Below are 13,320 nucleotides of genomic sequence, written 5' to 3'. Positions count from 1 at the left end.
CGTGACCGGTCGCGGGTGCGCCGTTTCGGGCACCCGCCGCCGATCGGACCTCCCCGAACTCGACTTCCCGGAACTGTCGTACCCCCGTCGTAGCGTGTGCGTCGGGGGTCCCGACCACCGGGGGACTCCTGGCTCGCCCTGGTCGAAGCGAGCCAAGCCCGGAAAAGCGAACGGGCGGCCCGGCCGAAGCCGAACCGCCCGCACCGCAGGTCTCTCGTCTAGCAGTGCACGTCCCGCGCGCCCGCCACGTTGGACGCCACCACGGTCGGCGCGCTCGCCTCCGCGGCCTGCCCGCCGGACTGGTCCGGCTGCTGGTCGGCCCAGTCGGCCAGCTGGTCCAGCACCTTGCGGGCGTCGTGGTTCGGCTTCACCTCGTCGAACTTCTTCCCGATGGCGATGTCGACCGTCGCGTCCTGCCGCTCGTCGCGCACCAGTTCCAGGCACGGCTCGATCAGGCTCAGCGTCCTGGCCGCGCTCGCGCCCGGCGCGCCGAAGCGGATCTGGCCGCGGCACGTCATGTCCTGCGCCGGGTACACCGGGTCGTTGTCCGGCTCGGCGGCCTGCTTGAAGCCGAGTTCGGTCAGCGTCGTGGCCACGAACCGGGCCTGGTTGCGCTGCGTGCTCGCGTTGAACACCCGGAACTGGATGTCGGTCGCGGGCGCCGGGTCGGTCCGGTCCAGCGCGTCGTGCGCCAGCACGTTGCCCAGCTTCGGCGCCTCGACGACCGGGGCCGCCGGGTCGACCGGGGGCGCTGTCGAGGAGGGGGCGGGTGCGCTGCCCGGTGAGTTGCACCGGATCGCCAGGTCGACGTCGTTCGCGGTGTTGAGGACTTTCGCCCACACGAACACCGCGCCCACCGCCAGGATCACGAAAAGGATGAGCGCCGGTAGCGGTCGTCGCCGCTTGTACCGCGACAACCCGCTGCTCCCCGTATTGCTCGCGGGTCCCACGTCCGCCGACCTCCCCTGGCGTTGTGCCCATGTGCTCGCCGTGAACCAGCCTAGGTGGTCGGGGACCATCCCGCGTCCCCGACCGGCTGTAGCCGCCCGTTATCACCCGGTAGCGGAGGGTTGACCGCCGCTGGGGCCGCGCGGACTGCCGCGGCGGGTGGGCCGGAGCCCGTGCACAGCCTATCGGGCCAGCGTACGTGGGTCCTGTCACCCTTCTGCTCATTTAGGGGGAACCCGATGCGTGGCCCCCGGATCGGTGAGCTACCCTCTGCGCGCTCCGGGACCGTTGAGTCACCAGAAGCGTCAACTAACAGGGGGTTGGCGCTCGACGACCCGGGCGAGACCCCCGTCACTGGACGACGGGGCACAAAAAGGGGCGCTGGGACGTTAACCAGCGACACGAACACAGTCTCCGTAGACCGCAGGGGTGAAAACAAGATGGCGACCGACTACGACGCGCCGCGTCGCAGCGAGGCCGATGAGCTCGCTGAAGACTCTCTCGAGGAGCTGAAGGCGCGGCGCAACGAAACGCAGTCCGGCGTAGTCGATGTCGACGAGGACGCGACTGCCGAGAACTTCGAGCTGCCCGGCGCCGACCTTTCGGGTGAGGAACTCACCTTCAAGGTCCTGCCGAAGCAGGCCGACGAGTTCACCTGCTCCAAGTGCTTCCTGGTGCACCACCGCAGCAGGCTGGCCGAGGAGCACAACGGGCAGTACATCTGCCGCGACTGCGCCTGACCGCACCGCACCACCGGAACGAAAGCACCACTAGAACGACGCTGGGCGCTCACCCGAAGGGGTGGCGCCCAGTCGCGTTTCACTTCTTCAGCAGCTCCGCGAGCCGGTCGGCGTGGCGGGCGCTGAACAACCAGTAGGGCGTCGGGTCCTCCGGGTCCTCCAGCGCCACCTTCACCATCGGCCCCACCCACCCGCGGTGCGCGACGAACGCGGCCGGGTCCAGGTTCGGGCCCATCGCCTTCCGCTTGGTCTTGGCGGTGAACACCTCCACCTCGCCGAGCAGCTCCAACGGCACGTGCGCGTCACCCACCCGCAGCTCGCCGTCGCCCACCGCGACCTTCAACGACCCGAGTCGCACGATCAGCAGCACGACCAGCGGAACGGTGATCGCGTACGGCAGCCACGACCGGACGCCGGGGAAGCCCATGTGGATCTCCGCGGCCAGCAGCACCGCGGCGGTCACCGGCAGCAGCCAGCCCCACCAGGGGACGTACAGCCGCTCTTGGAAGTCACTTGAGGCGGTCACAGCACTCTTGCTCACGTGTGCAGGGTAATCTCGCCCGCCGTGCCCAGCGTCGAGGTCTTGCTGTCCCGGCTCGATCCGGGAGTCCCACCGCCAACGTACGCCCGTCCGGGTGACGCGGGCGCGGACCTGGTCACCACTCAGGACGTGGTGATCGAGCCCGGCGAGCGGGCGGTGGTCGGCACCGGGATCGCGATCGCGCTGCCCGAGGGCTTCGCCGGGTTCGTGCACCCGCGGTCCGGTCTCGCCGCCAGGGTGGGGCTCAGCGTGGTCAACACGCCGGGCACCATCGACGCGGGCTACCGGGGCGAGATCAGGATCTGCCTGGTGAACCACGACCTCCGCGAGCCGATCAGGCTCTCGCGGGGCGACCGGATCGCCCAGCTGGTGGTCCAACGGATCGAGCACGCGGTGTTCCGCGAGGTCGACGAACTGCCGGGCTCCGAGCGCGGCACGGGTGGGTACGGCTCTACTGGCGGGCACGGCGTGCTCGCGGCGACGGCGAAGGCCGACGCCATGCAGCGGACAGAGGGGTAAACGCAGATGTTCGGACGGCGCCGCAAGCGGGGCAGGCACGCGACGAACCGGGAGACCGCGCAGCAGGACGCGGAGTTCGGTGGCGACGAGCTGGACGTGGCCGACGACGGCCCGTACGACGAGTCCGAAGCGCCCAGGGACGAGGTCACCAGGCTGGAGCTCGGCTCCGTCAGGCTGCCGGTGCCCGACGGCGCGCAGCTCCAGGTCGAGATGGACCCGGCGGGCGCGGTGCGCGCGGTGCACCTGCTCACGCCCGCCGGTCAGCTCACGGTCAGCGCGTTCGCCGCGCCCCGCACGGGCGGCCTCTGGAAGGAGGTCGGCGCGGAGCTGATCGCGCAGCTCAAGGAGGACGGTGCCCGGATCAACCGGGAGAACGGCCAGTGGGGCGAGGAGATCACCGCCCGCAACAGCGGCGTGCACCTGCGCTTCGTCGGCGTCGACGGTCCGCGCTGGCTGCTGCGCGGGGTCGCGGCGGGCCCGGAGGAGCAGGCCCCGGTCGTGGCCGAGGCGCTCTACGAGCTGCTGCGCGGCACGATCGTGGTCCGCGGCACGCAGCCGATGCCGGTGCGGACGCCGTTGCCGATCGAGCTGCCCGAGGCCATCGCCAAGCACATCGCCGCGCAGGCGGGCGGCTGACCGGCCGGGGCGGGGCCTCCTCGGAGGCCCCACCCCGACTATCGCTTCAGTGTCGACCGAAGTCGGTCGTCCGGACCAGCGCGGCCGCCAGCGCGAGCACCGCGGCCCGCCCCAGGGCGGCCCGGTCGACGCCCAACGCCGTGAGCGTCGTGGTGCGCAACTCCGCACGTGGCAGCGCGACCGTCCACGAACGGGCGACCCCGACAGGGTGAATTGGGTCGTCGCTGCACGCGGCCACCCCCGCAGGCGCCCGCACCCCCGCCAGTTCCGCGGTGGTGGGGGCCGCCGACCGGGCCGCCGCGCGCAACGTCGGGGCCAGTCCCGGCCCGTGCCGCCGCCAGGCGCGGGACAGCTCCGCGCCGAGCCACCCGTCCACTCCCACCAGCGCGGCGTCGACGCCGTCGCGCTCCACGACCGCCGCGCCCGCACGGGCGGACAGCGCCGCGGGCGCGTCCCCGGCGTCCCCGGTCCACGCGGGCAGCGCCAGCAGCAGGCCCGCGCACCGCTCCGGGTGCCGCACGGCCCACGCCGCCGCCACGTGCGCCCCGAGCGAGACGCCGCCGACCAGCAGCGGCGTGCCGGTCCACGCCGCGTCCAACGCCGCCAGGTGCTCCTCCACCGACACCGTCGGCGGAGCGGTCACACCGATCCCCACCTGCGCCAACGGCTCCTCGAACACGCTGCGGACGAACACCTCGTCGGAGGCGGTTCCGGGCAGCAGGACTGCGGTTCGGCCGACCAGATCGACCATCGGGCGCATCACGGCGAGGATCCTCCCCCAGTCGGATACCGGCGCCCCCGCGCCCGGTTACCCTGGAGTTCGTACGGGCTTCGTCGTCGATGCCCCTTGTGATCCACCAGGAGTCGGGGATGAGTGTTTCCGGAGACGGCTATTGGCGTCGTCTCATGCGTCGCCTCACCAGCGATGCGACCGAGTTGGACGCGGAAGACCTCTCCCGGAAGGCCGAGGCCGTCGGCGCGATGCGCGCGTGCGACTGCAAGTCCGGTGAGGAGGTCACCGTGATGGGCAGGCTCCGCAGCGTGGAGATGTGCCCGCGCGACTCGGCCGCCACGCTGGAGGCCGAACTCTTCGACGGCACCGAGGGCGTCACCCTGGTGTGGCTGGGGCGCCGCCGCATCGCGGGCATCGAGCCGGGGCGCACGATCAAGGCCCGCGGCCGCATCGCCGTCCGCGACGGGCGCAAGGTGCTCTACAACCCGTACTACGAGCTGCAGAACGCTTCATGACCCCGACGAACGGCCAGGACGTGACGGACGAGCAGAAGAGCACCACCGACGAGCCCGAGAAGATGCCGACCATGCTCGAGCAGATGGGCGGCGTCAGCGGCCTCGTCTACTCCTCGCTCCCGGTCGTCGTGTTCGTGCTGGTCAACACCTTCGCGGGGCTGTACCCCGCGATCTGGAGCGCACTCGGTTCGGCGGTGCTGATCGGCATCGTGCTGGCGGTCCGCAAGGGCTCGATCCAGCCCGCGGTGTCCGGCCTGTTCGGCGTCGGCGTCGCGGCGTTCATCGCCTACCGCACCGGCTCCGCCAAGGGCTTCTTCCTGTTCGGCATCTGGCAGAGCCTGGTCTACGCGGGCGCTTTCGTGCTGTCGATCGTGGTCCGCTGGCCCCTCGCGGGCGTCGTGTGGTCGGCCCTCAACGGCCGCGGCACGACGTGGCGCAAGAACAAGGCGTCGATCCGCGACTACGACATCGCGACGCTGGTGTGGGCACTGGTCTTCGGCTCCCGCTTCGTCGTGCAGCAGTGGCTGTACGACACGGCGTCCGTCGGCTGGCTGGCGTTCGCCCGCCTCGCCATGGGCTACCCGCTGATGGCGATCGCGGTGGCCGCGACCGTGTGGGCGGTCCGCCGCTCGGACAAGCGCCTCAAGGCCATCGAGGAGGCCGAGGCGACCGAGGTCCGCGAAACCGAGGAGCAACTGCGCGCCCGCTACGCGCACCCCCCGGAGCCGCACGCCACCACGAAGCCGGTCACCGAGAGCTGACCCCCGAACCACCGATCCCCGCCCCGCCCGGTCGTGCACCGGGCGGGGCGGGGTCGTTTCAGCAGCCCAGTGCGGCGTATGTGGCCACTTTTAGAGGTAGGATTGTGGCTACTGGAGGTGTGGCGTGGAGATAGGCATTCGAGAACTCCGAGACGGGCTCAGCCGTCACCTGGCGGAAGTGCGCAAGGGTCGAACCGTCGTCGTGACCGACCACGGGCACGCCATTGCCCGGATCGTCCCCGTCGACCAGCCGACGGCGCTGGAGCGCCTCATCGCGGAAGGTCGTGTCCGTCCCGCGTCGAGGCGCAAACAACCCGCGCCCGAGCCCGTCGTCGCGGCAGGCTCCATCAGCGATCTCATCGAGGAACAGCGACGTTGATCGGCTATTTCGACACCTCGGCGTTCGTCCCGCTGCTCCTCAGCGAGCCCAGCAGCGAGTTCTGCCGGTACTTCTGGAACCAGTCGGACAGCGTGGTCACCACCCGGCTGCTCTACGTGGAGTCCGCCGCGGCACTGGCGCAGGGCTTGAGGATGGGCCGGTTGAGCGATCCCGAACACGGCCGTGCCCTGGGTCAGCTCGAACGGATGTGGCAGGAGTTCGAGGTCGTCGAGGTCGATGGCATCGTCACCGCACGAGCGGCTGTCTTGGCGCACCAGCTCGCCTTGCGCGGCTACGACGCCGTGCACTGCGCGTCCGCCGAGCAGATCGACGACCACGACCTCGTGGTGGCGAGCGGGGATCAGAAGCTGCTCAAGGCTTGCGCGGAACTGGGCATGGCCACCGCCGACACCGCGACCGAGCGGCCGGTCTGACGCACCGATCCCCGCCCCGCCCGGTCGTGAACCGGGCGGGGCGGGGTCGTTTCAGTAGCCCAGTGCGGCGCGGATGTCCTGCTCGACGGCCGCGGTGGCCACGAACAGCAGTTCGTCGCCACCCTCGAACGTGTCCTCCGCCGACGGCACGATGACCCGGCCGCCGCGCAGGATCGTCACGAGCGCGGCGTCGCGCGGCAGCACCAGTTCGCTCACCGGCTCACCGGCCAGCGGGGTGTCGTGGGGGAGGGTGATCTCCACGAGGTTCGCCTGGCCCTGGCGCAGCGTCAGCAGCCGGACCACGTCGCCGACGGTCACGGCCTCCTCGACCATCGCGGCCAGGATGCGCGGCGTCGACACCGCCACGTCCACGCCCCACGACTCGGTGAACAGCCACTCGTTGGCCGGGTCGTTGACCCGCGCGACCACGCGCTTGACCGCGAACTCGGTCTTGGCGAGCAGCGACACCACGAGGTTGACCTTGTCGTCGCCGGTGGCGGCGATGACGACGTCGCAGAGCTGCATCCCGGCGTCCTCGAGCGACGACAGCTCGCACGCGTCGGCCTGCACCCACTCCGCCTGCTCCACGGTGTGCGGCTCGAAGTGCGCCCAGTCGCGCTCGATCAGCATCACCTGGTGGCCGTCGGACACCAGTTCCTGCGCGATGGACCGGCCCACGGCTCCCGCGCCCGCGATTGCGACCCGCATCAGCTCTCCTCAGGTGCGCGAACGGCCGCGGCGGTCACGTCGGTGACGGTGCCGGACAGGGCTGCGACGTAGATCACATCGTCTGCTTGGACCACGGACTTGGAGTCCGGCAGCACGCCGGTGCCGAACCGCATGATGAACGCGACGCGGCTCCCGGTGGCCTCCTGGAGCTCCGCGACCGAGTGCCCGACCCAGTCCTCGTGGACGCTGATCGGCAGCACGGCGACCGTGCCGGACGGGTCGCGCCACGCCGTCGTGGAGCCTTCCGGGACCAGCACCCGCAGGAACCGGTCGGTGCTCCACGGGACGGTCGCGACCGTCGGGATGCCGAGGCGCTCGTACACCTCGGCGCGCTTGTGGTCGTAGATGCGCGCCACGACGTGCTGGACCCCGAACGTCTCGCGCGCCACCCGCGCCGAGATGATGTTCGAGTTGTCCCCGCTGGACACGGCGGCGAAGGCACCCGCGCGCTCGATCCCGGCCTCGATCAGCACCTGCCGGTCGAAGCCGTTGCCGACCACCTGCTGGCCGTGGAAGTCGGCCCCCAGGCGCCGGAACGACTGCGCGTTCTTGTCGATGACCGCGACCTGGTGGTCAAGTCGCTCCAGGGCCTTGGCCAGGGATGTCCCCACCCGGCCGCACCCCATGATCACCACGTGCACTGCGTGCCTCCTCGTCTTTCGCGCGGTGACCCGCGCGACTGGCGTGACCGAACCTACCCTGGACGGCCCGCCGCGAGCGGCGGGAGTCCGGGCCCCGCTGTCCGGGATTTCCGGTTCCTCCGGGCCCCGCCGTCCCCGCTCGCGCGGATACCCCGCGGCGGCGTGGAGATATCACGCTCAAACGCAGGTGGTTGGTCCGAAACGGTGACCGGAGCACCTACGCTCTGAACCCGTGTCCAAGCTCGCAACCGCGGCCAAGCGCCTTGTCGTCGGCAGGCCCTTCCGCAGTGATCGACTAGCCCACACCCTGCTGCCCAAGCGCATCGCCTTGCCGGTCTTCGCCTCGGACGCCATGTCCTCCGTGGCGTACGCGCCGGAGGAGATCTTCCTGGTGCTGTCCGTGGCGGGGCTGTCCGCGTACACGATGGCGCCGTGGGTGGGTCTCGTGGTCGTGGCCGTGATGCTCGTCGTGGTCGCGAGCTACCGGCAGAACGTCCACGCCTACCCGTCGGGCGGGGGTGACTACGAGGTCGCCACGGTCAACCTCGGCCGCCGGGCGGGCCTGACGGTGGCCAGCGCGCTGCTCGTCGACTACATCCTCACCGTGGCCGTGTCGATCGCCTCGGCGATGGCGAACATCGGCTCGGCGCTGCCGTACGTGGCCACGCACAAGGTCGAGTTCGCCGTGGCCGCGATCGTCATCCTCACGGCGATCAACCTGCGCGGCCTGCGCGAGTCGGGCACGGCGTTCGCGATCCCCACCTACGCGTTCATGATCGGCATCCTGCTGATGATCGGCTGGGGCCTCTTCCGGGTGTTCGTGCTCGGCGACGTGATGCACGCGGAGAGCTCGACGGTCGAGATCCGCGCCGAGGACGACCACCTGATGGGCCTCGCGTTCGTCTTCCTGGTGCTGCGCGCGTTCTCGTCCGGCTGCGCGGCCCTCACCGGCGTCGAGGCGATCAGCAACGGCGTGCCCGCGTTCCGCAAGCCGAAGTCGCGCAACGCCGCCACCACGCTGCTGCTGATGGGCCTGATGGCCGTCACGATGCTGATGGGCCTGATCGTGCTGGCCCAGGTCACCGGCGTGCGGATGGCGGAGGACCCGGCCCGCCAGATCATCAGCGCCCCGCCGGGGTACGAGCAGAAGACGATGGTCGCGCAGATCGCCGGTGCGGTGTTCGACGGCTTCCCGGTCGGCTTCTACTTCATCGCCTCGGTCACCGCGCTGATCCTCGTGCTCGCGGCCAACACCGCGTTCAACGGCTTCCCGGTGCTCGGCTCGATCCTCGCCCAGGACCGCTACCTGCCCCGCCAGCTGCACACCCGAGGCGACCGGCTGGCGTTCAGCAACGGCATCGTGTTCCTCGCGGGCGCGGCGATCGTGCTGGTCATCGCGTTCGACGCCGAGGTCACGAGGCTGATCCAGCTCTACATCGTGGGCGTGTTCGTGTCGTTCACGCTGAGCCAGCTCGGCATGATCCGGCACTGGAACCGGCTGCTGTCCACCGAGGAGGACCCGGCGGCCCGCAACCGCATGCGGCGCTCCCAGACGATCAACACCGTCGGCCTGGTCATGACCGGGTCCGTGCTGGTCGTCGTGCTGATCACCAAGTTCACCAAGGGCGCGTGGATCGCCATCGCCGCGATGGCCGCCATCTACGCCCTGATGACCGCGATCCGCAGGCACTACGACCGGGTCGCCGAGGAGCTGCGCCAGCAGGAGCGGCAGAAGATGCTGCCCGCCCGCAACCACGCCATGGTGCTCGTGTCCAAGCTGCACATGCCGACCCTGCGCGCGCTGGCCTACGCCAAGGCCACCCGGCCGGACGTGCTGGAGGCCGTCACGGTCAACGTCGACGACGCGGACACCCGCAAGCTCGTGCAAGACTGGGAGAAGGAAGCCTTCAAGATCCCGTTGAAGGTGATCGAGTCGCCCTACCGCGAGATCACCAAACCGGTGCTGGACTACGTGAAGCGGATGCGCTCGGACAACCCGCGCGACGTCGTCACGGTGTTCATCCCCGAGTACGTGGTCGGCCACTGGTGGGAGCAGATCCTGCACAACCAGAGCGCGCTGCGGCTCAAGGGGCGACTGCTGTTCGAACCCGGTGTGATGGTGACGAGCGTGCCGTGGCAGCTCGCGTCCTCCAGCAGGGTGCACGAGAAGGACGTGGTCGCGCCCGGCGCGATCCGTCGTGGTTTGGACAAGAGGGACCCCAGGTGACTTCGCCAGAACCCGCAGGACACGACGGCACGCCCCCGGTCGTGGAGAAGCCGAACTGGCGGCACCGCCGGTTCGAGGTCGAGGTCGGGCCGGTGGCGCACGGCGGCCACTGCGTCGCCCGCCACGAGGGCCGGGTCGTGTTCGTCCGGCACGCCCTTCCGGGTGAACTCGCGGTCGTCGTGATCACCGACGACACCGGCGGCTCGTTCTGCCGCGGCGACGCGGTCGAGATCCTGCGGCCGTCCGCCGACCGGGTCGAACCGCCGTGCCCGTTCTCCGGGCCGGGCCTGTGCGGCGGCTGCGACTGGCAGCACGCCTCGTGGGAGGCCCAGCGCGACCTGAAGGCCGCCGTCGTCGAGGAGCAGCTGCACCGGCTCGCGAACGTCGACCGCGCCGTGGTCGTCGAGGAGCTGCCCGGCGGTCCGGGCGGCTGGCGCACCCGCATGCGCATGGCCGTCGGCCCCGAGCGCAGGGCCGGGTTCCGCGGCCACCGCAGGCACAACATCGTCGTGGTCGACGAGTGCGTGATCGCCGCCCCCGGCGCGCTCGACGAGGCCGTGCGCCGCGAGTGGACCGTCGGCGGCGAGCTGTCCATCACCCGCGACGCGGGCGGCCAGGTCCACATCACCGAGTCCGGCAAGCCCCAGCCGCGCAACGGCCGCCGCGCCGTTCCCGGCAGGCCGATCCGCAGGCGCGGCAGCGGCACCGCCGTCGAACTCGCCGCCGAGCGCACGTGGCGGCTCGACGCCGAGGGCTTCTGGCAGGTCCACCCGGCCGCCGCGGACACCCTCGCCGCGGTCGTCCGCGAGTGGGCGGCCTGCGACCCCGGCCAGCTCGCGTGGGACCTCTACGGCGGTGTCGGGCTGTTCGCGTCCGTGCTGGCCGAGCAGGTGGGCCCCACCGGTCACGTCGAGGTCGTCGAGTCCTCCCACCAGGCGATCCAGGACGGCGTCGCCAACCTGTCCGACCTCGCCCAGGTCGGGTTCCGCCGCGGCAAGGTCGAGGACGTCCTGTCCTCGCCCGACTTCGTCGACCAGAACCCGGACGTCGTCGTGCTCGACCCGCCCCGCAAGGGAGCCGGGAAGGTCGTCGTCGCCGAGATCGCCCGGCGTTCACCCGCTCGGGTGGTCTACGTCGCCTGCGACCCCGCCGCGCTGGCACGCGACGTGGCGACGTTCGCGGAACTGGGGTATCAGCTGGCCGATCTGAGGGCCTTCGACGCCTTCCCGATGACACACCACGTCGAGTGCGTGGCGCTCCTCGTCCCCCGAACGTGAGCCTCCATACACCCTGAGAAGCCAACCGGACGGGTGGTCTTCACGTCCTGGTGAGGGCAAGCGGGTGAGGAACTGCGTCTCAGCCGTGCCTCCGTAGACTGACCGGACGATGCGCGTCCACCACGATGCGTAATCCGAACCGACGCAGACCACAGGCGAGGTGGAGCGGTGACGCTGCTGGAATCCGTGCAGGGACCGGCGGACTTGAAACGGATGACCGCCGAGGAGCTGGTGCGGCTCGCGGAGGAGATCAGGGGATTCCTGGTCGACAAGGTCTCCCGGACCGGTGGTCACCTGGGCCCCAACCTGGGGGTGGTCGAGCTGACCGTGGCCGTGCACCGGGTCTTCGACTCGCCGCACGACCCGGTCGTCTTCGACACCGGGCACCAGAGCTACGTGCACAAGATCGTGACCGGCCGCCGCGACGGGTTCGACACCCTGCGGCAGCGCGACGGCATGTCCGGCTACCCGTCGCGCTCCGAGAGCGAGCACGACGTGGAGGAGAACAGCCACGCCTCGACCGCGCTGTCCTACGCGGACGGCCTGGCCAAGGCGTTCCAGCTCCAGGGCGCCAAGCGCACCGTCGTGGCGGTCGTCGGCGACGGCGCGCTGACCGGCGGCATGTGCTGGGAGGCGCTCAACAACATCGCGGCGGACAAGACCCGCCCGGTCGTGATCGTCGTGAACGACAACGGCCGCTCGTACTCGCCGACCATCGGCGGACTCGCGGACCACCTCTCCTCGTTGCGGCTGCGGCCCGGCTACGAGCAGGTGCTGGAGAGCGGCAGGCGCGCGTTGCAGCGCACCCCGCTGTTCGGCAAGCCGCTCTACGCGGCGCTGCACGCGGCCAAGCGCGGCATCAAGGACGCGCTGGCCCCGCAGGCCATGTTCGAGGACCTCGGCCTGAAGTACATCGGCCCGGTCGACGGCCACGACCTGCCGACGCTCGAGTCCGCGCTGCTGCGCGCCAAGGCGTTCGGCGGGCCGGTCATCGTCCACGCGGTCACCCGCAAGGGCAACGGCTTCGCCCCGGCCGAGAACCACCAGGCCGACCAGATGCACGCCACCGGCGTCATCGACCCCATCACCGGCGAGGCCGTCGGCCCGTCCAAGCGCACCTGGACGCACGTCTTCGCGGACGAGCTGGCCGTGCTCGGCGGCGAGCGCGAGGACCTCGTGGCCATCACCGCCGCCATGCGCGGCCCGGTGGGCATGGACAAGTTCGCCGGCCTGTACCCAGACCGCTGCTTCGACGTCGGCATCGCCGAGCAGCACGCCATGACGTCCGCCGCGGGCCTGGCCATGGGCGGCCTGCACCCGGTGGTCGCCATCTACGCGACGTTCCTCAACCGCGCGTTCGACCAGCTGCTGATGGACGTCGCCATGCACAAGCAGGGCGTCACCGTCGTGCTCGACCGCGCGGGCATCACCGGCCCGGACGGCGCGAGCCACCACGGCATGTGGGACATGTCGGTCTGCGGCCTCATCCCCGGCATCCACGTGGCCGCCCCGCGCGACGCGGCGACGCTGCGCGAGGAACTCCGCGAGGCGGTCCTGATCGACGACGCCCCGACGGTCGTCCGCTACCCGAAGGCGTCCGTCGGCGCGGACCTGCCGGCGCTGGAACGCGTGGGCACGGTCGACGTCCTCCGCAGGCCCGCCGAGGGCGAGAGCAACGACGTCCTGCTCGTCCCCGTCGGCGCGTTCGGCGAACTCGGCGTGGCCGCCGCCCAACGCCTGGCGGACCAGGGCATCGGCGTCACGGTCGTGGACCCGCGCTGGATCCACCCGGTTCCGCCGGAGCTGGTGGAGATGGCCGCCGACCACAAGCTGGTCGTCACGGTCGAGGACGGCGGCAGGCACGGCGGCTTCGGCTGGACCCTCGCCGCGGCACTCCGCGACGCCGACGTGGAGGTGCCGCTGCGCGACCTGGGCGTCCCGCAGCAGTTCCACCAGCACGCCGAACGCCCCGAGGTCCTGGCCGCACTGGGCCTCACCGCCCAGGGCGTGGCCCGCAGGGTCACCGAGTGGGTGGCAGGCCGCATGGTCGAAACCCCGACCCAGCAGTCCGAACTGAACGCCAAGGCGGAGAGCTGACAAGCCTCCACCGACAGCGCCCCTAGGCATTCCAGCGCTTCAGCGCTTCGCCGAAACCCGCTGGCGACGGCCCCCCCGCCCCCCCCCCCGGGGCCCGCGCCCGCCCACAACCCCCCCCGGAACCCCACGCGCCCCGGCCCGGG

Annotated in this window: 15 protein-coding genes; 10 read left to right on the top strand and 5 right to left on the bottom strand. The window is 71.2% G+C overall.

Annotation, left to right across the window (positions count from 1 at the left end):
* Window positions 1–218: 218 nt before the first annotated feature.
* The gene (gene cei, locus ACFWW9_RS32330) at window positions 219–1,019 is read right to left on the bottom strand and encodes an envelope integrity protein Cei (RefSeq protein ID WP_390385799.1); all 801 of its coding nucleotides are present in this window, start codon (window positions 1,017–1,019) and stop codon (window positions 219–221) included.
* Between the two features lie 369 nt (window positions 1,020–1,388).
* Here cei and ACFWW9_RS32325 point away from each other — a divergent pair, with 369 nt between their 5' ends.
* Window positions 1,389–1,688 carry a DUF4193 domain-containing protein gene (locus tag ACFWW9_RS32325; protein ID WP_106196725.1) on the top strand — a complete coding sequence of 100 codons (300 nt, stop codon included), beginning with the start codon at window positions 1,389–1,391 and terminating at the stop codon, window positions 1,686–1,688.
* Between the two features lie 79 nt (window positions 1,689–1,767).
* Here ACFWW9_RS32325 and ACFWW9_RS32320 read toward each other — a convergent pair whose 3' ends face one another.
* Entirely contained in the window at window positions 1,768–2,229 is a 462-nt protein-coding gene (locus ACFWW9_RS32320; RefSeq protein WP_390385797.1) for a DUF3093 domain-containing protein, read from the bottom strand.
* Window positions 2,230–2,253: 24 nt separating this feature from the next.
* On the opposite strand from ACFWW9_RS32320, the gene dut reads away from it, so the two are divergent.
* Window positions 2,254–2,748: a dUTP diphosphatase gene (gene dut / locus ACFWW9_RS32315; protein WP_390385839.1), complete on the top strand. Its 495-nt coding sequence runs from the start codon at window positions 2,254–2,256 to the stop codon at window positions 2,746–2,748.
* A 6-nt stretch (window positions 2,749–2,754) separates the two neighbouring features.
* Window positions 2,755–3,384 (top strand): DUF3710 domain-containing protein, encoded by a 630-nt coding sequence (locus ACFWW9_RS32310; protein ID WP_390385795.1) that lies wholly within the window; start codon window positions 2,755–2,757, stop codon window positions 3,382–3,384.
* A 46-nt stretch (window positions 3,385–3,430) separates the two neighbouring features.
* On the opposite strand, the gene ACFWW9_RS32305 is transcribed toward ACFWW9_RS32310, so the two are convergent.
* Window positions 3,431–4,144: an alpha/beta fold hydrolase gene (locus tag ACFWW9_RS32305; protein ID WP_390385793.1), complete on the bottom strand. Its 714-nt coding sequence runs from the start codon at window positions 4,142–4,144 to the stop codon at window positions 3,431–3,433.
* 110 nt (window positions 4,145–4,254) lie between these two features.
* Here ACFWW9_RS32305 and ACFWW9_RS32300 point away from each other — a divergent pair, with 110 nt between their 5' ends.
* The 4 genes from ACFWW9_RS32300 (at window position 4,255) to ACFWW9_RS32285 (ending at window position 6,206) form a co-directional block, all read left to right on the top strand.
* Window positions 4,255–4,632 carry an OB-fold nucleic acid binding domain-containing protein gene (locus tag ACFWW9_RS32300; RefSeq protein ID WP_390385791.1) on the top strand — a complete coding sequence of 126 codons (378 nt, stop codon included), beginning with the start codon at window positions 4,255–4,257 and terminating at the stop codon, window positions 4,630–4,632.
* Window positions 4,629–5,393: a DUF3159 domain-containing protein gene (locus ACFWW9_RS32295; RefSeq protein WP_390385789.1), complete on the top strand. Its 765-nt coding sequence runs from the start codon at window positions 4,629–4,631 to the stop codon at window positions 5,391–5,393. The genes ACFWW9_RS32300 and ACFWW9_RS32295 overlap by 4 nt, the downstream gene beginning before the upstream one ends.
* Before the next feature lie 124 nt (window positions 5,394–5,517).
* Window positions 5,518–5,772: a type II toxin-antitoxin system Phd/YefM family antitoxin gene (locus ACFWW9_RS32290; RefSeq protein ID WP_390385787.1), complete on the top strand. Its 255-nt coding sequence runs from the start codon at window positions 5,518–5,520 to the stop codon at window positions 5,770–5,772.
* The gene (locus tag ACFWW9_RS32285; protein ID WP_390385785.1) at window positions 5,769–6,206 is read left to right on the top strand and encodes a type II toxin-antitoxin system VapC family toxin; all 438 of its coding nucleotides are present in this window, start codon (window positions 5,769–5,771) and stop codon (window positions 6,204–6,206) included. The genes ACFWW9_RS32290 and ACFWW9_RS32285 overlap by 4 nt, the downstream gene beginning before the upstream one ends.
* A gap of 51 nt (window positions 6,207–6,257) precedes the next feature.
* On the opposite strand, the gene ACFWW9_RS32280 is transcribed toward ACFWW9_RS32285, so the two are convergent.
* Window positions 6,258–6,914, bottom strand: coding sequence for a potassium channel family protein (locus tag ACFWW9_RS32280; protein ID WP_390385783.1), 657 nt, complete (start codon window positions 6,912–6,914; stop codon window positions 6,258–6,260).
* Window positions 6,914–7,684 carry a potassium channel family protein gene (locus ACFWW9_RS32275; protein WP_390385837.1) on the bottom strand — a complete coding sequence of 257 codons (771 nt, stop codon included), beginning with the start codon at window positions 7,682–7,684 and terminating at the stop codon, window positions 6,914–6,916. The genes ACFWW9_RS32280 and ACFWW9_RS32275 overlap by 1 nt, the downstream gene beginning before the upstream one ends.
* 124 nt (window positions 7,685–7,808) lie before the next feature.
* On the opposite strand from ACFWW9_RS32275, the gene ACFWW9_RS32270 reads away from it, so the two are divergent.
* The 3 genes from ACFWW9_RS32270 (at window position 7,809) to dxs (ending at window position 13,177) form a co-directional block, all read left to right on the top strand.
* Entirely contained in the window at window positions 7,809–9,803 is a 1,995-nt protein-coding gene (locus tag ACFWW9_RS32270; RefSeq protein ID WP_390385781.1) for an APC family permease, read from the top strand.
* Window positions 9,800–11,080 carry a class I SAM-dependent RNA methyltransferase gene (locus ACFWW9_RS32265; protein ID WP_390385779.1) on the top strand — a complete coding sequence of 427 codons (1,281 nt, stop codon included), beginning with the start codon at window positions 9,800–9,802 and terminating at the stop codon, window positions 11,078–11,080. The genes ACFWW9_RS32270 and ACFWW9_RS32265 overlap by 4 nt, the downstream gene beginning before the upstream one ends.
* A gap of 168 nt (window positions 11,081–11,248) precedes the next feature.
* A complete protein-coding gene (dxs, locus tag ACFWW9_RS32260) occupies window positions 11,249–13,177 on the top strand; it encodes a 1-deoxy-D-xylulose-5-phosphate synthase (protein WP_390385777.1) in 1,929 nt (642 codons plus the stop codon).
* Window positions 13,178–13,320 lie beyond the last annotated feature (143 nt).

The organism is Umezawaea sp. NPDC059074, from assembly GCF_042738955.1.
Classification (GTDB): Bacteria; Actinomycetota; Actinomycetes; order Mycobacteriales; family Pseudonocardiaceae; genus Umezawaea.
The sequence above is the reverse complement of the archived record's forward strand: the minus strand, read 5'-3'. Positions and strand labels throughout refer to the sequence as shown.